This is a genomic window from Pantoea sp. SM3, assembly GCF_000963995.1.
Classification (GTDB): domain Bacteria; phylum Pseudomonadota; class Gammaproteobacteria; order Enterobacterales; family Enterobacteriaceae; genus Pantoea; species Pantoea rwandensis_B.
This window is the reverse complement of record NZ_JZRD01000012.1, coordinates 24,350-44,594: the sequence shown is the minus strand read 5'-3', so window position 1 is coordinate 44,594 and position 20,245 is coordinate 24,350. Positions and strand designations below refer to the sequence as shown.

Genomic DNA, 20,245 nt, shown 5'->3' with positions numbered 1-20,245 from the left:
AGGCAATTGAATGGAATTCAGATCATTTGAAAAATCCTGGGGAGCTGAGATTCAGGCAGATGGCAGTGTGCTATTTCGCTTGTGGGCACCGGGTCAGCAACAGATTACCTTGCGTCTCGCCGATGGCGATCACCCTATGTCAGCCTCCGACGACGGCTGGTATCAACGGCAACTGAGTGGCATACAACCCGGTGCGACCTACCATTTTGTCCTGGCGGATGGCACGGAGGTGCCCGATCCTGCCGCGCGCGCACAGCAATCCGAGGTGAATGGCCCTTCAGTGGTGATCGACCCTCGTCACTATGCGTGGCAACACACCGATTGGCGCGGACACGCCTGGCAAGAAACGGTGGTGTACGAACTGCATATCGGGACTTTCACACCCGAAGGTACCTTTCAGGCCGCTATTGCCCGCTTGCCCTACTTGCAAACGCTCGGTATCACCATGATCGAGGTGCTGCCGGTATCGCAGTTTGGTGGTAATCGCGGTTGGGGTTACGACGGCGTGCTGTTGTATGCGCCGCATTCCGCTTACGGCTCGCCGGATGATTTCAAAGCCTTCGTAGATGCCGCACATGGACACGGCCTGTCGGTGGTGCTCGACATTGTGCTCAATCACTTTGGCCCTGAAGGGAATTATCTGCCTCTGCTGGCCCCTGATTTCTTCCACAAAGAACGCATGACACCCTGGGGCGCAGGCATCGCTTATAATGTTGATGCCGCACGTCGTTACATCGTTGAAGCGCCACTGTACTGGTTGCAGGAGTATCACCTCGATGGCCTGCGCTTTGATGCCATCGATCAGATCGAAGATACCTCCAGCCAACATGCGTTGATCGAGATCGCTGAACGCATTCGTCGTGAGATAACGGACCGCCCTATCCACCTCACCACTGAAGATTCACGCAATGTCACCTTCCTGCATCCACGCGACAAGCAGGGCCATGCACCGCTGTTTACCGGTGAATGGAATGACGATTTCCACAATGCCATCCATGTATTTGCCACCGGTGAAACCCATGCCTACTACCAGGATTTCGCCGACGTACCTGAAAAGCAGATCGCGCGCATTTTGACGGAAGGTTTTGCCTATCAGGGAGAAATCTCGCCGCAGAGTGGTCAACGGCGCGGCGTACCCAGTGCGGCCCAACCCCCGGTTGCCTTCGTCGACTTCATTCAAAACCACGATCAAGTTGGCAACCGTGCGCAGGGTGATCGCTTGATTACGCTGGCCGGCACCGATCGCACCAAAGTGCTGCTGGCCACGCTGTTATTGTCACCGCATATCCCTCTGATGTTTATGGGCGAGGAGTATGGCGAAACCAACCCATTCCTGTTCTTCACCGATTTCCACGGCGATCTGGCCAAAGCAGTTCGTGAAGGACGCGCGCGCGAGTTTACCGGCCATGCGGGGCATGACGACAGCGTGCCCGATCCCAATGCGGAAGAGACTTTCAATCGGTCAAAACTCGACTGGAGCAAGCTGGAGAGTGAAAAAGGCAAAGCCTGGCTGGCATTCACCCGGCAATTGCTGGCATTGCGTCAGCGCCACATTGTGCCGCTGCTGGATAAAGCGGGCGGTCACAGTGGCAAGGTGCTGAAAACGGCCAAAGGTTTTATCGCGGTGAGCTGGCAGTTCCCGCAGGGCGAGCTCTCATTGGCGCTGAATATCAGTAAGCAGGCACAACCCTTACCGACCATGGCAGGCAAAACCCTTTTTGCCTGGCCGCAGGAGAATGATGTGTTGCCGCAACATGCCATTGTGGTGCGTCTGGCACAGGGAGAAAAAGCATGACGATTCCTTCAGCAACCTACCGTCTTCAGTTCCGCAACGGCATGACCTTCGATCGCGCCATTACCCTGCTGCCTTATTTGCAGCGGCTCGGTGTCAGCCATCTTTACGCCTCGCCAATCTTCACTGCCACCACCGATTCCACGCACGGCTATGATGTCACCGATGCCAATGAGATCGATCCCGCTCTGGGCGGACGTGACGGCTTTAACCGACTGTCGGCGGCGTTACAGCAGGCAGGCCTCGGCTTAATTCTGGATATCGTGCCAAACCATATGGCGGCATCACTGGAAAATACCTGGTGGCGCGATGTGATTGAGCATGGCGAAAACAGCCAGTATGCGCGCTATTTCGATATCGATTGGTCGCGTCGCCTGACGCTCCCCTTCCTCGGCGAAGATTTTGAACGCGTTCTGCAAAACGACGAATTGAGCATTCAACCTCATCCGCAAACCGGCCATCCGGCGCTGGCTTACTACGACAGCTTTTATCCCCTGACGCCCGCCAGCTGGCAAGGTCGCGCCGACGAGGTGCTGGCCATCAACGATCGCGCAGCCATTGCCGAGTTGCATCAGCAGCAGCCCTGGCAGTTGATCAACTGGCGTGACGCACGAAAAGATCTCTCCTACCGACGCTTTTTTGAAATCACCGGGCTGGTCGGCGTACGGGTCGAAGATGAAGCCGTGTTCAACGCCTCACACGCATTGATTCTGGAGCTGGTTCACAACGGCGCTGTGAGTGGTTTGCGTGTCGATCACGTTGATGGTCTGGCCGATCCACAAGGTTATCTTCAGCGTTTGCGCCAGGCCGCAGGTGCAGATTGCTACATCACGGTTGAGAAGATTCTGGCGGAAGAGGAGCAGATTCCGGCTGAATGGCCCATTTCCGGCACCACCGGCTATGAGTTTATCGCTGCGCTTTCACATGCGTTGATCGACGATAGCCAGATTGATGCGTTGCACCTGGCCTATGAAGCCGTCACCGAAGAAAGGAATGATGTCAGTGCTGGTCTGCGCGCCGCCCGTGAATTGATGGTTGATCGCAACTTCGCCGGTGAATTTTCACGTCTGCTGGCCATCGCGACCGGGGTGGCACATTTAGAACAGCGCAATTTTGGGGAAGCAGAACTGCATGTTGCCCTGCGCGAGCTACTCATTGCCTTCCCGGTTTACCGCACCTATGGTCGCCCGGCAGGCATGCCGCTGGCCGGTGAAGCACTTCTCCAGCAAGTGCTGGAAACGGTGAAGTTTAGTGCGTCCCCGTCTGCACTCAGTTTCCTGCAGGCCATATTACTCGGTGCGGTCTCGGAACAAAGCGAACCGGATGCCGCTGATTTCCGCACGCGCTTCCAGCAGCTCACCGGCCCGTTGATGGCGAAATCGGTGGAAGACACCCTGTTCTTCCGCAATCACGCCATCCTTGCCATCAACGAAGTCGGCGCGGAACCGCTGCCGCATCCCTTCTCGGTGGAACACTTCCACCAGCAGATGCAAAACCGGTTGCATCATCAACCCGACGCACTTTCGACCACGTCAACGCACGATACCAAACGTGGGGAAGATGCCCGGGCCCGACTCTATTCGCTGAGCGAAGCACCCGCACGCTGGGCAGAGAACGTCACGCGCTGGCGGGAGCTGAATCAAACCAGGGTACTCACACTGAACCAAGGCCCGGCCCCGGAACCCGCGGTTGAATGGATGCTGTATCAAGCGCTGGCTGGTGCGTGGCCTGCCACCTTACATCCAGATGATCACGAAGGATTGCGTGCCCTTGAGACACGTTTTTTACCTTTTGTGGAGAAAGCACTGCGTGAAGCCAAGTTGCGTACCGACTGGTCAGAAGGCGATGAAGCCTACGAACAGGCGGTGCTGGGATACGCACAGCATCTGTTATCCGCAGAAAACCAGGCATTCCTGACGGACTTCTTTGCGGCCATTCAACCTTTCGTCGATGCCGGCCTGATCAACAGTCTCGCCCAGACGGTGATTAAACTCACCGCGCCAGGCGTTCCGGATATTTATCAGGGCAGCGAAGCGCTGGATTTCAGTCTTGTCGACCCTGATAACCGCCGCGAGCCCGATTATGCCGTGCTGGAGGCGCAACTGGGCGAGCACGGCCATCCTGATTTCACTCAGCCCTCAGACTGGCGCAGCGGCAAACTGAAACAGCAGATGATTGCGCGCTTATTGCACCTGCGTCTGGATAAGCCGCAACTGTTTCGTTTCGGCGATTACCAACCGCTGTTTGCCACAGGCGCGCATCCCGAGCATCTGATTGCCTATGCACGGCAGGATAGTGAAAACAGCCTGATCGTCGTGACGCCCCGCCTGATGCTGGAAAGCACGACCTGGGCTGAGACGTCCATTCCCCTGCCTGAGTCGCTGGCCCATCGGCACTATCGCAACCTGTTTAGTGGTGAAACCTTCGCGCTTAACGAACAACTTTCTTTAGATAACTTACCGCCTTACGCGCCACTGGTGCTGATTGCCAGTTAATAATAAGCCTGTATTTCTGTTCATCGGATGGAGAGGAATGAATGTCTAACGCAAAGCCTTTAGAAATTATCGCGGGTTCGGGTCAAACGCTTGGCGCAAATTATGACGGCGAGGGGGTCAATTTTGCCCTGTTTTCAGCGTTCGCCGAGCGTGTGGAATTGTGTCTTTACGACGAGAGCGGTCAGCACGAAATCGCGCGTTTTGACCTGCCGGAAAATACCCATGAAGTCTGGCATGGCTACATTCCCGGCCTGCAGCCCGGCGCACTTTACGGCTATCGGGTGCATGGCCCGTTTGAGCCAGAAAACGGCCACCGATTTAACGCCAACAAACTGTTGCTCGACCCGTATGCGCGTGAGCTGCGGGGTGATATCCAGTGGAACGATGCGCATTTTGCCTATGACCTGCTGCATGAAGATAAAGACCTGACTTTCGATGAACGTGACAGCGCGCCCTTTACGCCAAAATGCCGGGTGATCGATCCCAATGAATTTGACTGGCAGGACCGCAATCGTCCGGTTATCCCGTGGTCACAGACCGTCATCTATGAGACACACGTTAAGGGCTTCAGCCAGTTGAACCCGGCAGTGCCCCCTGAAATGCGCGGCACTTACGATGGCATGAGCAACAAAGCCACCGTCGAATACATCAAAAGTCTCGGTGTCACGTCGGTTGAGTTGCTACCGGTGCACTGGTTCCCGGACGATCAGCATTTACTCGATAAAGGACTGAAAAACTTCTGGGGCTATAACTCACTGGCGTTTTTTGCCCCGGCCTCGCGCTACTTTGGTCCGCGTGGCATTCAGGGCTTCCGTGATATGGTCCGCGCCTTCCACGATGCCGGTATCGAGGTGATCCTCGATGTGGTTTACAACCACACGGCTGAAGGCAATGAACTGGGTCCGACGCTGTCGTTCAAAGGCATTGATAACTTCTCCTATTACCGCACTTTGCCGGATCAGCATCGCTACTACATTAACGATACCGGTACCGGTAATACGGTCAACACCTCGCATCCGCGCGTATTGCAGATGATCATGGATTCTCTGCGCTATTGGGCGGAATCGATGCATATCGACGGTTTTCGCTTTGATTTGGGCACCATTCTCGGGCGCGAACCGGAGGGTTTCGACCAGCGTGGCGGCTTTTTTGATGCCATGACGCAGGACCCGGTGCTGTCGAAATTGAAACTGATTGGCGAACCCTGGGATATCGGCCCGGGCGGCTATCAGGTCGGGGGCTTCCCGCCAGGCTGGGCAGAATGGAACGATAAATATCGCGATACGGTGCGCGAGTATTGGAAAGGCGACAACGTCTCTACCGACTTTGCCGCGCGTCTGTTCGGCTCCGGCGATCTCTATGATCAACGTGGCCGTCGTCCATGGGCCAGCATCAATTTTCTCACCGCGCATGATGGCTTCACGCTAAATGATTTGGTGTCGTACAATGAGAAGCACAACGACGCGAACGGTGAAGATAACAATGACGGCCATAACGATAATCGTTCGTACAATTACGGTGCAGAAGGTCCGACTGATGATGAAGGCATCAACGCTGTGCGTGAGCGGCAAAAGCGTAACTTCCTCGCGACGCTGCTGTTCTCACACGGCACCCCGATGCTGCTGGCCGGTGACGAGTTTGGCCGCAGTCAGATGGGCAACAACAACGGTTACTGTCAGGACAGTGAAATTTCCTGGCTGCATTGGGAAAATCTGCCAGAATCCGCTGATGCCTTACGCGAATTCACCCGTCATTTGCTGGCGTTAAGGGCGAAACAGCCGTTGCTGCGCCGTGAAAACTGGCGCGACGGCATGGATATTAAGTGGTTTAACGCCGGAGGCGGCTTCCAGCAGGAAGATCAATGGGAGGAGGGCAGCACGCTTGGCGTCTATATTGGTCGTCCCGATCTGCAAACCGAAGAGGGCATCTGGCACGATGTGCTGATGCTGTTCAATCCGTTTGAAGGCAATGTGCCCTTCCGCATCCCGCAATTTGGCGAAGGCGGTTGGGTGCTGGAACTCACCACCTCCGATACGGCTAACAAGGGGTTGGTGATCACCAAAGAGAAGGATTTCGAACTGGAAGGCCGCAGCATGGCGCTGTTTAGAAGGCCTTAAGATCCATCTGGTGCCGCTGTGAAGTCCTCACAGCGGCACGATGATGAGGTTAGCAATTTTAACTACTTTTCACTGGTTCTATTTAATAGTGCCGAACCGGTTAGAAATGTTGCACTTTCACCGCGGATTTTCCGATCCCCATCACTCCTCGCTAAAAAATAATTAACTAAATCTCGCAATCTGCCGATGGTTATTAATCTGCCCTATTCCCTGATTTTCCTGAACCAGGGGTGCTTTTAGATTAAGGATAATTAGATGAACATCTCCCAGCGTCTCCTGCTGACCCTTTCCATGTTGTTTGGCGCCATCATCCTGCAGGCCATTCTTGCGCTCTCGCTATTGTCAGGATTTCAGGACCGATTTGAATTTGTGCAAACCAACGCCATTCCTTCGATTAAAAACATTGGCAAACTGATCGACCAAAGTAACCAGTTAGCCATTACGCTGTACAAACACCAAAGCCAACTGCATGACAGCAACATGCCCGCGGTTGAGAAACAAATCGATGAGCAAATCAATGGACTGAAAGCGCTGACCGATGACTACATGGCGAATGATATTTCGAATGAAGAGGACAAGCGCCTGACGAATGTCGCTTTGGATAACATTCAGCGCGTTGCGTCGCAGTTACCTGCTTTCCTCGCGGCTTCACGTGCTCACCAGAATGAAGTGAGCCTGGGTTTGCTGGAAGGTAACAGTGGTGTAGGCGCCGCCATTCGTCAGTTAATCAGTGATTACCAGACCCAACTGGCACTTAACATTCGTGCAGGCGACGTTTTGCGCGCCACCAATCAAAGCACCTTCCATTTTGTCTTCTGGACCACCGTTGCGGGTGTAGCGGCAACCGTGGTGATCTTCGGTCTGTTCTCCCTATTTACCGTGATGCGTATTCGTCGCAGTTTAAGCGCGGTGGGCCAGGTGATGATGGCTGCCAGTGATAATCTCGACCTGACTCTGAGCGCCGATGAAAGTCGCCGCGATGAAGTAGGCAATATGGCGCACGCGTTCAATATTCTGATGCAGCGCGTGTCAGAGGCGCTCTCTTCAGTGCGTAAAGCGTCGCAGTCGGTGAGCAGCGCGTCGGTGCAGATCTCGGCTGGCAACGAAGATCTCTCTTCGCGCACCGAACAACAAGCGGCATCGCTGGAACAAACAGCAGCCAGTATGACGGAGCTGAGTGAGACCGTGCGTCAGACAGCGGACAACACCCGCCAGGCGAGCCAGTTAGCGGCCAACGCCAGCGATCTATCAGAGAAGAGCGGTACATCGCTCACCACCATGTTATCGACGATGGATGACATCCGTGGCAGCTCGCGCAAAGTCACGGAGATCGTCTCTATTATTGAAGGTATCGCCTTCCAGACCAACATTCTGGCGCTCAACGCAGCCGTTGAGGCAGCTCGTGCCGGGGAGCACGGTAAAGGCTTTGCTGTGGTCGCGGGTGAAGTGCGCAGCCTGTCACAGCGTTCAAGCAATGCGGCACGCGAGATCAAAGTATTGATTGAAGCGTCGCACCGATTGACCGAATCGGGTGCCACACAAGCTGCCGATGTAGGCCGCAATATGGAAGTCATGAACGAGGCCATTCATCAGGTCAGTCAGTTGGTCGGTGAAATTGCTGCGGCGGCTGTTGAGCAGAGCCAAGGCATTGTGCAGGTTCAACAGGCCGTGAATCAGATGGATGATGTCACCCAGCAAAACGCCGCGCTGGTCGAGCAAGCCGCGTCAGCCTCGCAGTCACTGCAGGAACAAGCGGGAAACCTGAATCAACTGGTGGGCAAATTCCATGTCAGCGATGCGATGGATGTGCCACAGCCTGTTCTGCGTAAAATCGCTCAGCCAAAACCTCAGCGTTTAACCGTGGTGAACGACGCCGATTGGCAGAGTTTTTAAGCCCTGCGCCTTCCTGCGCCGCGCGCGCAGGAAGGCTTTCTGTTACCCTTGGCCGCAGGCAATGCCTCCAGGCACTTAAGGGACAGTGATGAATTTACAGCAACAGCTACGCGGCAAATGGGCGATTTACGGCCTGATGTTTTTACCCGGTTTCACCTGGGCTTCATGGGTTAGTCGCACGCCCTTTATGCGCGATATTTTGCATGCCTCCACCGAGATGATGGGCCTTATCCTGTTCGGCTTTTCCTGTGGTTCCATGCTGTGCGTGTTGCTGGCAGGAAAATTAATCGCGCAATGTGGCACCAGCCGTGTCATGCGCTATGGCTTTGTGCTGCTGCTGAGTGGCGTCGCCGTCATGTTAGCTGCCCTACTGCTGCATAACGCTTACGGGGTGTTCGCCAGCCTGGTGTTACTGGGCGGAGGGACAGCGCTAATCGATGTGGTAATAAACGTTGAAGGCGCAGCCTTTGAGCGGCTGATCGGCAAGTCAATTATGACCACCATTCACGGCTTCTTAAGCTTTGGTACGCTGATTGGTGCTCTGTCAGGTCTTGCGATGACGGCAGCGGATATCAGCATTAGCTGGCACTTTGCCGCCGTGGTGCTGGTGAACCTGCTGATCGTCGCCACTGCACTGCGTCATTTACCCGCCACCAGCGACAGCGAACGACATGATCAGGCTCACAGCGGGGGGTTTCTGGCGCAAGTTGGACGAGAGCTGCGCGACCGCCAACTGCTCATCCTTGGGGTGGTGATTTTGGCCATGGCGCTGGCGGAAGGCTCTGCCAATGACTGGCTGCCGTTACTGATGATCGATGGTCATCATCTCAATCACACGCAAAGCACCCTGGTGTACGCAGGTTTCACCGCGGGGATGACGGTGGGACGTTTCCTTGGCGGATATGTCGTGGATCGCGTGGGCCGTGTGCTGGTATTACGTGCCAGCGCATTCTCAGCTGCCCTGGGTCTGGCGATGGTCATTTTCTCCAACAACCAATGGCTGGCGGCAGCGGCGGTGTTGTTCTGGGGAATTGGCGCATCGCTTGGCTTCCCACTGACCGTCTCCGCTGCGGGCGACGGCCAAAACAGCGCGGTTCGCGTGACCATCGCCGCCACGCTTGGCTATCTGGCCTTTCTGGTGGGACCGCCAGGCCTGGGCTTTATTGGTGAACACGCGGGTCTGCGCATGGCGATGTTGCCGGTACTGATCATGGTGCTGCTGGCGTTGGTGTGTGCAGGTGCGGCGGGTTCCCGAGACCTCAAAAAGGCTGAACAATCCGTTTAAATCAGGCGGCCCTCAGGCCGCCTTCTGCCGCTGACACTAAGCTTACTTGTGCAAACCTAAATAGCGCACCTTAAAGTTCTGCTGGAGTCGCTCGCGCATTTGGAAGAGTTGAGCAACTTAAAACCGATGCTGCTCTCAATGATTAACCCGTTCTGTTAGGCAGCCAGCATGAACGGACTGAATCCATCGTTAGCCGCTTGCAGACGTGGATCGCTCAGGCGATGCACAATGGTCAACAAGGTGCCACCGGCGTCATCCGGCGCGATCACGAAGGACACTTCGCTCTCAAGGTAGGGGGGCGTGTCATCACGCATACGATAACGGATCGCTCTGCCAGGTTCACAGGCAAGGGGTTCAGCGTCAGCTAATACCGCATCGGGCAGCCAGGCTTCCCGGTATTCGGCGATACTGATGGCGCGCCACACTTTCTCCGGTGGCGCGTCCAGTTGATACTCCTCAACACGTTCGATCGCTGTCTCGGCTTCACTCATTGGTCCATATCCTTCAGCAAACTTTTCAGGGCATCAATGCGTGTCGGCCAAAACGCACGATACCTGGCTAACCAGTTGACCAGAAACGTCATGCCAACCGGATCGACTTCATAGTTCACAAAGCGCCCTTGCCGCTCTTCACGCACCAGCCCCGCACCCCGTAACACCGCGAGATGCTGAGACATCGCCGATTGGCTGATCTCCATCCCGTCGCGCAACGCCGTGGCATTCATGCGCCCCACCGACAGCTTTTCAAATATGGCACGACGGGTCGGATCCGCCAGTGCTTTGAATATCGCATTTTCAATCATGTCGATGACATTAGCACTGGCTTATTTAAGCAGCAAGATAATCTGCCGCAATTTCCTGCTCGGTGATGATCACTTTGTTCACCAAACCGTATTCCAGCGCCTGCTCCGCACTCAACCAGAAATCGCGCTGGGTATCCTGCTCGATTTTTTCGATTGGCTGCCCAGTGGCGTCAGCGAAGATGAGGTTAAGACGGTTTTTCATACGCACGATCTCATTGCTGTAGATTTGCATATTGCTGGCGGGGCCTTGCATGCCACCTGAGGGCTGATGCAGCAGGAAACGCGTGTTGGGCAACGCGTAACGATGCTCCTTTTTGGCCGCTGCATAGATGAGCGCGCCGGCGCTGGCGACGCAACCCGAACCGATCATGATGACCTCCGGCGCGATAAATCGGATGGCATCAAAGATCATGTCGCCGGATTCCGCATGTCCGCCAGGAGAGTTGATAAATACGGTAATCGGCTGGTGATTAATCGCTGCCAGGATGTGTAAATGCTGTACCACCTCTTTCGCCATCTTTTCATCCACGGTGCCGGTAATGAAGATCTTACGGGCGTTGATCAGATGTTCCATCAACGATGAGCTAAGGGACGGTGCTGCAGCTTCAGCAGACGTTGAGTTAATGTCAAGCATGGTACCACTCCGCAAAAAATGGGGATAGCACACACATTAGCACTTACTTATCTATTGAGCGAGTATGATTCAATGCAAATAGACGACGATATTCATCATTCGGGCACGGAAAAGTGCCCTGAAAAGCCCGCAGCGCGGGAATAATTATTTTTTGCTGTTGCTGCTGGTCATATTATCAAACTGCTGTGTGAGATAGTTGCTGGTGCTATTCAGAACGCTAACCACTTTATCCAGATTGGTGAACTGGGTTTTGTAACGCGCAATCTTGTCATCAATGCGTTTACTGGTGGTGTTGTACTGATCGGTCAGCTGGTTCAGTTTTTTACTGATGCTATCCGTCGCCCCCTGAATCACGCCTTTACTGCTCAGAAACGCGGTAAAAGTGGTATCCAGTACCGTGGTGACGCCGGTTTTCTTACCATCACCGGTATACATATCGCGAATGGCGTCAGGCCTGACTTTCAGTGCATTGGAAAGTTTGTCCGCATCCAGCTTCAATTTTCCATCGGTGGGATCGGTCGTAATACCCGCCTGGCTGAGCGTTTTGTAGACTCCCGAACCGGACGAGTTGGCAAGAATGCTCTTCAACTGGGTCTGGATGTTACGCAGCGTGCCGTCACCCAGCAGTGCACCGTTTTTGCTGTCCGGTTCTTTACCCGCATCCACCGCTGTGTAGCGGGTAAGATTGCCCATCGTATCTTGCAGTGAATTGTAGGCATTCACCCAATCGGTGATGGCACTTTTCGCCTTGCTGGTGTCTGCACTGACGGTCAGTGTCTGAGTGCCGGTCGTCTGATCGTTGAGCTTGAGCGTAATCCCTTCCACGGCGTCTTCAATGGTGTTACTGCTGCTTTGAATCGCCACATTGTTGACGGTCAGGCTGGCATTTTGCGCTTCCACACTCTGAATAAGGTGACTGTTGGTTTGATCGGACTTATCAAACCCAATAAAACTATGCAGCGTATCATCACCCGTGACGCTAAGAGATGTCACCGCATGGTCTGTCCCTGTCGCCTTAGAAGTCAAGGACAGGCGATACTCGGTTCCCGATACTTTAATCAAACTGGCGCTGATACCCACATCGGACTTATTAATGGTGTCACGCAGCGCTGTCAGGGAAGTCTGATCTTTGGTTAACGTAATGCTCTTCTCTTTGCCATCAGCAGTGACAAATTTCAGGGTACGCGATGCCGCATCGCTGCCAATAGCCGCTTTGACATCGGTTTTCGCATCGCTGGTCAGCGTTTGTGATTGCGCCAGGTGATCCACGCTGATGGTGTATTTCCCTGCCAGCGCGCTGCCATTGGTATCCGCGCTAAATGCACTCGAACTGGAAGTGGTACTGGTCGCCGTATAGAGACTCGCATCTTTTAATTTGGTGTTAGCCGTCTGAAAAGCCTGAATCGCGGTTTTAAGTGTGCCGTAAGCAGAAAGCTTCGCGGTGGCGGCAGACTGTTGCTTTGAAATCGGTGTCAGTGACTGTTTTTCAGCGGCGGTCAGCTTATCCAAAATGGTACTCAAACCCAGTCCTGAACCCACACCTAAAGTTGAAATCCCGGCCATGTACGTAACTCCTGTTATTTTGACGTTACGGTACTATCGGCGACTTAAGGCAAACCTTTAATGAAAACCAGATCATTTCTTTACGCTATCCTTACGAATATCCTTATCTGGCGCCCGGAATTGGTGCAAAACGCCCATCCAGCGCCCGTTCCAGAGGATCAGCGATGCCGATTGTTTCTTTACGTTTCGCTTTCGCATAGGCTTTTGTGCATCATCAACCGGCGCGTTTTGGCAAAAACCGAGATAGCGACGGAAGGGTCTCCCGTGTGACGAGTCTCCAGCGGCGCAAAAACATGACGTAACTCACATATCACCGCTCTCTCGCTTGTCGGAATCACGCAGCCGCTTATGATCTCGCCAGATTGTTACTGCGTGCAAACGCAGGCAAAACCTGACACGCCGCCCTCCCGGTGGGTCAGGTTTTTTCTTTTTCAGGGCAGATAAAACATGAAAATCGCGAAGATCCTCAATAACAACGTCGTGGTCGTACTGGGCGATAACGGCAAAGAACAGGTCGTCATGGGGCGCGGGCTGGCTTTTCATAAGCGCGTGGGTGATGCGTTGGATACGCAACAGATTGAGAAAGTCTTCGCTTTGCAAAGTGACACTCTGACAGGCAGGCTCAGCGAACTGCTTTCCGACATCCCGCTGGAAGTCATCACCACCAGCGAGTTAATCATCGCCAATGCACGTCAACAGCTGGGTCAGCCGCTGCATGAGAGCCTTTCGATTGCGCTTTGCGACCACTGTCATTTCGCCATTGAGCGCCATCAGCAGGGCATGCCGATTCGCAATGTACTGAAGTGGGAGATCAAAACGCTCTATCCAAAAGAGTTCGCGATTGGCATGGAAGCACTGGCATTGATAGACAAACGTCTTAATGTGGCTTTGCCTGACGATGAAGCGGGCTTTATCGCCCTGCATTTGGTCAATGCACAATTGGGCAGTGATTTTGCCGATGTCTCTCACGTGACGCAATTTATGCAGGAGATTTTGCACATCGTGAAGTACCGGTTGCAGCTGGATTACCGCACCGACAGCCTGAGCTACAACCGCTTCGTCAACCACCTGAAGTTTTTTGCCCAGCGCATGCTCGGGAAACGCGGCGTATGCAGTGAAGATGAGTCATTGCACGATGTGGTGCGCGATAAATATCCCATTGCCTATCAATGCGCGCTGAAGATCGACAGCCACATCCAGCAAAAATACCGCTATGCCCTGTCTGCTGAAGAGCGCATGTTTCTCACCATCCATATTGAGCGGGTGCGCAAAGAGACCTTAGCGTTGCAGGAAGATGCCGACGAGGCGTGAAAACGGGCGCCTGCGCGCCCGTTAACGAGGTTATTTCAAGGCCGCGCCGTGGCTGCGAATGACGTCCTGATACCAGAAAAAGCTCTTTTTACGCGAACGCTCCAGCGTACCGTTGCCTGCATCATCGCGATCAACATGGATAAAACCGTAACGTTTAGAGAACTCGGCTTTGGAGGCGCTGACCAGGTCAATCGGTCCCCAGCAGGTGTAGCCCATCACTTCCACGCCATCCTCAATGGCTTCCCGCACCTGGACTAAGTGATCATTCAGATACTGGATACGGTAATCGTCATTAATACTGCCATCGGCCTCAACCACATCTTTGGCACCCAACCCGTTTTCCACAATAAACAGTGGCTTCTGATAGCGGTCATACAAGATGTTAAGCAGGATACGCAGCCCTTCTGGATCAATCTGCCAGCCCCATTCTGAACTGGCCAGATGCGGATTAGGCACCATCGACAAGATATTGCCCTGCGCTTTCTGGTTCTCTTCTTCATTCGTGGTGACGCAACCGGTCATGTAATAACTGAAGGAGATGTAATCCACGGTGTTCTGCAGGTCACGTTTGTCTTCATCGGTGATGGAGACCGTGATTCCGCGATCGGCGAAGAAGCGTTTCATGTATGCCGGATAGGCGCCGCGCACCTGCACATCACCAAAGAATAACCACTCACGATTCTGCTGCAGAGTTTCCAGCACATCGGCCGGACGGCAGCTAAGCGGATAGAGCAGCGCACCCAGCAGCATGTTGCCGATCTTACCGTCCTGCACAATCTCATGGCAGGCTCGCACGGCGCGCCCGCTCGCCACCAACTGATGGTGAATGGCCTGATAAATCGCCTGTTGATCGCTCTCTTCCGGCAAGCCGACGCCGGTAAAGGGCGCGTGTAACGACATGTTGATTTCATTGAACGTCAGCCACAGCTTCACTTTATGCTGGAAGCGAGTGAACACCGCGCGCGCATAGCGTTCGAAACAATCAATAGTGATGCGATTGCCCCAGCCGCCGTATTTTTTAATCAAGCCATACGGCATTTCGTAATGTGACAATGTCACTAATGGCGTAATGTTGTACTTTGCCATCTCATCAAATAAACGATCGTAAAAGGCCAGCCCCTCTTCGTTGGGTTGTGCTTCGTCGCCCTGCGGGAAGATACGCGTCCAGGCAATCGAGGTGCGCAGCACGGTAAAGCCCATCTCCGCGAACAGCTTGATGTCTTCCGGGAAGCGATGATAGAAATCAATCGCCGTGTCTTTGATGCCAAAATCGTCGCCGCTGCGTTCAACGCGCGCGCCGAAAATCCCTTTAGGTTGCAGATCCGAGGTCGATAACCCTTTACCGCCCTCCTGCCAGGCACCTTCCACCTGATTGGCGGCAACGGCGCCACCCCATAAAAATGCATCCGGGAAACGTGTAGTCATTTACTTGCTCCTTGGTTATTTCAGCACGGCCAGCAGCGGCGAGCCTTCACTCACCGCGCTGTTATTCAGGGTTAACACATCAATAAAATCATCACTGTTACTCACCAGCACCGGTGTTGTGAGGTCAAACCCAGCGCTTTTGATCGCCTCAATATCAAACTCCAGCAGCACGTCACCTATTTTCACCGGCTGATCGTTTTGCACCTGAGGATGGAAATATTGCCCATCGAGTTTTACGGTATCGAGTCCAACATGGATCAGCACTTCCGCGCCTTGATCTGACGTCAGTCCAATGGCATGTCCGGTGCGGAACATCGAAGAAACCACGCCATTGACCGGCGACACCACGCGGCCCACTTGCGGCAGAATGGCCGCGCCTTTGCCGAGTAAACCGCTCGCGAAGGTCTCATCTTTGACTTTTTCCAGTGATAACACTTCCCCCGCCATCGGGCTGACGACGCTTTCACGACGCGTCAATGTTGCGGGTGCGGCTACGGGTTCAGCCACAGCGGGCGGTGGCGCGGACTGCTGCAACCCAAACACATAGGTCATGACACAGGCAAAAATCAGCGCCACCAGGGCACCGGCAAAGGATGCCAGCACACTGGCATCGAGACCTGTTGAGGGCACAACCTGGATGAAGGTGAAAATGCTGGGAAAACCAAAGGAGTAAATGGTGGTGTGCCAGAAGCCCAGAATGGCGGCACCCAGCGCGCCACAGATACAGCCGAAAATAAACGGACGACGACGCGGCAGCGTGACGCCATACACCGCCGGTTCAGTGATGCCAAAAATACTGGCGGTGAACGCCGAACCCGCCATCGCTTTGAGTTTGATATCACGTGTGCGCAGGAAGATCCCTAACGTCGCGCCCGCCTGCCCTAATACCGCCGGCATCAGTAATGGCAGTAAGGTGTCGTGACCAAAGTTAGTCAGATTGTTGAGCATGATCGGCACCAGGCCCCAGTGCAGGCCGAAAATCACACAGATTTGCCAGATCGCGCCCATCACCGCCCCCGCCATCATCGGACTGAGGCTGTAAATCCACAGATAGCCTTCCGCCAGCAAGCGGCTGAGCCAGGTCGCGGCTGGGCCAATGGCCAGAAAGGTGAGCGGCACGGTGATTAACAAGCACACCAGCGGCGTCGTAAAGTTGCGCACCGCGCCAGGTGAACGCGGATGTACCCAACGCTCAATCAGGCTTGAGACCCACGCAGCAAAGATAATCGGGATCACCGAGGAGCTGTAATTGAGGATTTCCAGCGGGATGCCCACAAAGGTCAGTGGCTTTCCTGCCTGCTGCTGTTGCATCGCTTCCAGAATTAATGGATGCACCAGCGCTGCGGCAATCGCCATGCTGACAAAGGGGTTACCGCCAAATTTTTTCCCGGCGCTATAGCCGAGCAGAATCGGCAAGAAATAGAACAGGCCATCGCTGGCGACAAACAACACTTTGTAGCTGCCGCTGCTCGCGTCCATCACACCGAGCACCAGCGCTAACGCCAGCAGTCCCTTGATGATGCCTGTCGCAATCATCACACCAATAAACGGTGTAAAAATGCCGGAAACCAGATCGATAAAACGGGCAAACAGGTTTTGTGGCGTAGTGTCTTCCACGTTGTCGGCAGGATCGAGTGCATAGCGTGCCGTTAACGCGCGATAGACCTCCGCAACCTGGTTGCCGATGACGACCTGATATTGTCCACCGCTTTCTACCACCATAATGACGCCAGGATTATTTTTTAACTCGGCGGTATGCGCTTTTTGACGCTCTTTTAATTTGAAGCGCAGGCGCGTTGCGCAATGCATCACGCTGATAATGTTCTCTTTTCCCCCCACGCCTGCCACAATGTCATCTGCCAGTTCCTGATATTGCATCTTCCTTTCTCCTGCAAAACGCCCCGAATTTCGCGCAAAAAAAAACCTGAGGCGCGCCCTCTGCTATCGAGAAAGGGCGCGCCTCAGGTTTTGCCTGCCGAACAGTAACAATCCTAAACGCCGATTATATTGCGGAGCATTGCCAAAAAGTAGCAAGCAGTTTTCTAAAAACACGCTGAGAAATGTGAGGGACGTCAATTATTGTTCAGGAGTGCAGTAGATGCCCGGCACGTTGTAATGCAGACAAAGCGAGTGCAGAAAGCATCACGCCAATCACAATTAACAGTTTATAGCTCAACGCGTTGAGCAGCAGAATACCCAGCACACCGCCGAACAGGAATGCCATCACCGTGAAGAAGTGCAGTTTTAAACGTTCGATATAGAGCGGCGCATCTTTCGGGGACTCTTTACGGCGTAGCACATCAAACAGCATGGCCAGTTCAATGCCAATATCGGTGGCGGTACCGGAGACATGGGTGGTGCGCACGCGTGCGTTGGAAATTCTTGTCACCACGGCGTTTTGTAATCCCATCAAAAAACTCAAACTGAGAACCAGCAGTACTCCCGATTCACTAAAGCTGAACCAACTCTCAATGACGCCTAGCGCTAATAATGCCACGCCTTCCAGCAGGATATTGATGGCATAAATCCCGCGAATTTGTCGTCTGCGGCCTGAGTTGATGATCAGGGTCGAAACTGAAGAACCGGCGATAAAAAGCAGCACGATCAGCAGGAAGAACAATCCAACGTGCAGATTCGCTTTCGCCAAATGGTCGGACAGTGACGAGACGTTGCCCGTCATGTTGGCTGAGAAAAAACCGACGGTTTCAAATGCAGCAGTGTTCAGCGCACCTGCCACGGCCGCCAGCGTACAGGCGAGTCGGGTATCCGTATTAAAAGTGCGCGTGTTTTCGGAAGTGATCAGCATGGCTATTCCCGGCCCTGGCAAAGGGGAATATCTTCCTCCTGCGAGCCGGAATTCTCAAGCCTCAGGCAAAAGACGCCATTTACTGACCGGGCGTAACAGGTGTCATAAGAGAGGGACAACGTCAGTAGAAGTATTAATCGACAGGGGTTCGATTAAACCCGTATTGCGTAAGCCGATGATGAAACTCAACATTATTCTCACAATTCAGTTTAGCGCAAATCGATCGCTTATAGTGACTGATGGTTTTGTTATTCAGTCTGACACGCAAGGCAATGTCCTGCTGACTGCTGTACCGGGCAAGCCATTTCAGCATGTGAAATTCTTGCAGCGAGAGCGAAGGCACACGGATTCGTGTTGAGGTATGAGGCCTCTTCTCAGCGAGTGTATTGACGTTTTGAACAATACTGGCTAATGAGGCTTTTTTTGTCAGAAATAAAACCGAATGAAATTCATGGGCAAGAAAATTAAGCAGCGCGGCATCTTTAATGTCAGTCAATACCAACACGCGGATACAAGGATAAAGTGCCTGCAACAGGCGTAAAAACGTATAGGAAGATTCAATATCATCCGCTTCGGTTTTTAACTCAATAATCATCACTTCGATTGATTGATCGATTAATATTTTTTTTGCATCACATAAAGAGGTGCAGGATAAGAATTGGTAACCAGCACGTATCAATAGCTTTTCTAAGCCAAGCGCGGCCCAGAAATTGGCTTCAACATTTAATATTTTCATGTTTATTACTTAAACAATTTAAAAAATCATTTAATCGTGATTAGTGGCTATTTTAAATCGGATAACATTTCTTTTTTTGTGCGATAAAGACTACAAAATATCAATTATCCCGTGCTGGCGAAGCCGCAATCGCGCACTAAAATTATGGAGTGACTAGCTAGTCCTTATCTCTCACGGAACATTGATATGAGGTCTTCCTATGAAACAACAGAGCTACAGAGGCGGTGCAGGGAATTTTGCTAACGATCCGGCACGGGCAAGAGAAGCTGGCAAAGCGGGAGGCAAAGCCAGTGGAGGCAACTTCAGAAACGATCCTGAACGCGCCGTTGAAGCGGGTCGGAAAGGAGGCAAGATAAGTCGCCGTCCTCCAACAAAGTCTGAGTAAAGCGCTTTAGGATTTGTTCTGCCAGGGACTGGCATTTCCTCTTAATGGATCCGCCCGATGCGAGCTAACCGCAACCCTGTCGGCCACTGCCCTTCCTGTTTTTCCATGCTGAATCCAATCGCCACCGCTTTGCCCACCAGATTAGGCTCAGGGACAAAACCCCAATAGCGGCTGTCATAGCTGTTGTTACGATTATCACCCATCATAAAATAGCTATCCGCCGGCACCACCCACTCTCCGGGCTGCTGACCGGGTTGATGGAAAAACGTCGATGCTGAAACAGTAAATTCAGGTTTCTGCAAAATGCGATGCGTCACCCCCGCCAGCGTTTCAGTGCGCATCAGTAAACGCTGTTCAGCAGGCTTTTCCTCGCCAATGGGCCTGGCATAGAAACCCGGATGCGCTCCGGCAGTCTCGACGAACTCGCCCGCTTTGAGCGCACTATAGTCAATGGCTAGCGCACGCGCACAAGATGGATTGTGCTGGCACAAAGGGAAAACAGTGAGCTGTTGTGTGGCTGGATTGAATATCACTTTGTCGCCGGGCAAACCGATGACTCTTTTAATGAACAACTGCGTTTCGTCCTGAGGAAACGTAAATATCGCAATGTCACCGCGTTGAGGGTGTCCGGTGGAAAGCAGCGTTTTCTGATTGAATGGATTTCGCAGCCCGTATGAATACTTGTCTGCCAGCACCCAGTCGCCGGTGAGTAGGGTTGGCATCATGGAGCCAGAAGGAATGCGAAAAGGCTCCCAGCCAAAAGCCCGAACCAGTAACACGATGATAAGCAACGGAAAGAGCGATGCGGGCGTATCCAGCCAGCCCGGAAGACGTTTGGATAGGCTCTGCTGCATGAGCGAGGACTTTGCTTTTTTCTTCTCAACGTTGACGCGAGAGACAACGCAAAGCCTATATGCCCAACTCAGGCCGCTAAAAATCACAGCAATGGCCAGAATCAGGGCGAAGATGTTCATCATAAGAAGGTTCCAGCGCTACAGCGT

General features: G+C 53.4%; 16 protein-coding genes. 7 read left to right on the top strand and 9 right to left on the bottom strand.

Annotated features, from left to right (window positions below):
* The first annotated feature begins 10 nt into the window (after nt 1–10).
* From treZ to VI01_RS07030, 5 genes are all read left to right on the top strand, one after another.
* Nucleotides 11–1,795, top strand: coding sequence for a malto-oligosyltrehalose trehalohydrolase (gene treZ, locus VI01_RS07050; RefSeq protein WP_045814553.1), 1,785 nt, complete (start codon nt 11–13; stop codon nt 1,793–1,795).
* On the top strand, nt 1,792–4,287 hold the full coding sequence (gene treY, locus VI01_RS07045) for a malto-oligosyltrehalose synthase (protein WP_045814552.1): 2,496 nt from the start codon (nt 1,792–1,794) through the stop codon (nt 4,285–4,287). Before treZ ends, treY begins: the two co-directional genes overlap by 4 nt.
* Nucleotides 4,288–4,328: 41 nt before the next feature.
* Complete coding sequence (gene glgX / locus VI01_RS07040; protein ID WP_045814551.1) at nt 4,329–6,404, top strand: glycogen debranching protein GlgX; 2,076 nt, start codon at nt 4,329–4,331, stop codon at nt 6,402–6,404.
* Between the two features lie 255 nt (nt 6,405–6,659).
* Nucleotides 6,660–8,297, top strand: a complete 1,638-nt coding sequence (locus VI01_RS07035; RefSeq protein WP_045814550.1) for a methyl-accepting chemotaxis protein — start codon at nt 6,660–6,662, stop codon at nt 8,295–8,297.
* A gap of 88 nt (nt 8,298–8,385) precedes the next feature.
* Nucleotides 8,386–9,582 carry an MFS transporter gene (locus VI01_RS07030; RefSeq protein WP_045814549.1) on the top strand — a complete coding sequence of 399 codons (1,197 nt, stop codon included), beginning with the start codon at nt 8,386–8,388 and terminating at the stop codon, nt 9,580–9,582.
* A gap of 155 nt (nt 9,583–9,737) precedes the next feature.
* On the opposite strand, the gene VI01_RS07025 is transcribed toward VI01_RS07030, so the two are convergent.
* The 4 genes from VI01_RS07025 to fliD all read right to left on the bottom strand — a co-directional run bounded on the left by VI01_RS07025 (nt 9,738) and on the right by fliD (nt 12,581).
* Nucleotides 9,738–10,073 (bottom strand): SRPBCC domain-containing protein, encoded by a 336-nt coding sequence (locus VI01_RS07025; protein WP_045814548.1) that lies wholly within the window; start codon nt 10,071–10,073, stop codon nt 9,738–9,740.
* Nucleotides 10,070–10,384 carry a helix-turn-helix transcriptional regulator gene (locus VI01_RS07020; RefSeq protein ID WP_045814547.1) on the bottom strand — a complete coding sequence of 105 codons (315 nt, stop codon included), beginning with the start codon at nt 10,382–10,384 and terminating at the stop codon, nt 10,070–10,072. Before VI01_RS07020 ends, VI01_RS07025 begins: the two co-directional genes overlap by 4 nt.
* Before the next feature lie 25 nt (nt 10,385–10,409).
* The gene (locus tag VI01_RS07015; protein ID WP_045814546.1) at nt 10,410–11,018 is read right to left on the bottom strand and encodes an ATP-dependent Clp protease proteolytic subunit; all 609 of its coding nucleotides are present in this window, start codon (nt 11,016–11,018) and stop codon (nt 10,410–10,412) included.
* Between the two features lie 144 nt (nt 11,019–11,162).
* The gene (gene fliD, locus VI01_RS07010) at nt 11,163–12,581 is read right to left on the bottom strand and encodes a flagellar filament capping protein FliD (RefSeq protein WP_045814545.1); all 1,419 of its coding nucleotides are present in this window, start codon (nt 12,579–12,581) and stop codon (nt 11,163–11,165) included.
* 447 nt (nt 12,582–13,028) lie between these two features.
* On the opposite strand from fliD, the gene licT reads away from it, so the two are divergent.
* Nucleotides 13,029–13,892 (top strand): BglG family transcription antiterminator LicT, encoded by an 864-nt coding sequence (licT, locus tag VI01_RS07005; RefSeq protein WP_045814544.1) that lies wholly within the window; start codon nt 13,029–13,031, stop codon nt 13,890–13,892.
* A gap of 30 nt (nt 13,893–13,922) precedes the next feature.
* Here licT and VI01_RS07000 read toward each other — a convergent pair whose 3' ends face one another.
* The 4 genes from VI01_RS07000 to VI01_RS06985 form a co-directional block, all read right to left on the bottom strand.
* On the bottom strand, nt 13,923–15,317 hold the full coding sequence (locus VI01_RS07000; protein WP_045814543.1) for a glycoside hydrolase family 1 protein: 1,395 nt from the start codon (nt 15,315–15,317) through the stop codon (nt 13,923–13,925).
* A gap of 15 nt (nt 15,318–15,332) precedes the next feature.
* On the bottom strand, nt 15,333–17,195 hold the full coding sequence (gene bglF, locus VI01_RS06995) for a PTS beta-glucoside transporter subunit IIABC (RefSeq protein ID WP_045814542.1): 1,863 nt from the start codon (nt 17,193–17,195) through the stop codon (nt 15,333–15,335).
* Nucleotides 17,196–17,400: 205 nt separating this feature from the next.
* On the bottom strand, nt 17,401–18,123 hold the full coding sequence (locus VI01_RS06990; RefSeq protein ID WP_045814541.1) for a YoaK family protein: 723 nt from the start codon (nt 18,121–18,123) through the stop codon (nt 17,401–17,403).
* 133 nt (nt 18,124–18,256) lie between these two features.
* A complete protein-coding gene (locus VI01_RS06985; RefSeq protein WP_045814540.1) occupies nt 18,257–18,859 on the bottom strand; it encodes a LuxR C-terminal-related transcriptional regulator in 603 nt (200 codons plus the stop codon).
* A 199-nt stretch (nt 18,860–19,058) separates the two neighbouring features.
* Between VI01_RS06985 and VI01_RS24755 the strand changes: the two genes are divergently transcribed.
* Nucleotides 19,059–19,244: a general stress protein gene (locus tag VI01_RS24755; RefSeq protein WP_072016973.1), complete on the top strand. Its 186-nt coding sequence runs from the start codon at nt 19,059–19,061 to the stop codon at nt 19,242–19,244.
* 41 nt (nt 19,245–19,285) lie between these two features.
* On the opposite strand, the gene lepB is transcribed toward VI01_RS24755, so the two are convergent.
* The gene (gene lepB / locus VI01_RS06980; protein WP_045814539.1) at nt 19,286–20,221 is read right to left on the bottom strand and encodes a signal peptidase I; all 936 of its coding nucleotides are present in this window, start codon (nt 20,219–20,221) and stop codon (nt 19,286–19,288) included.
* Between the last annotated feature and the right edge of the window lie 24 nt (nt 20,222–20,245).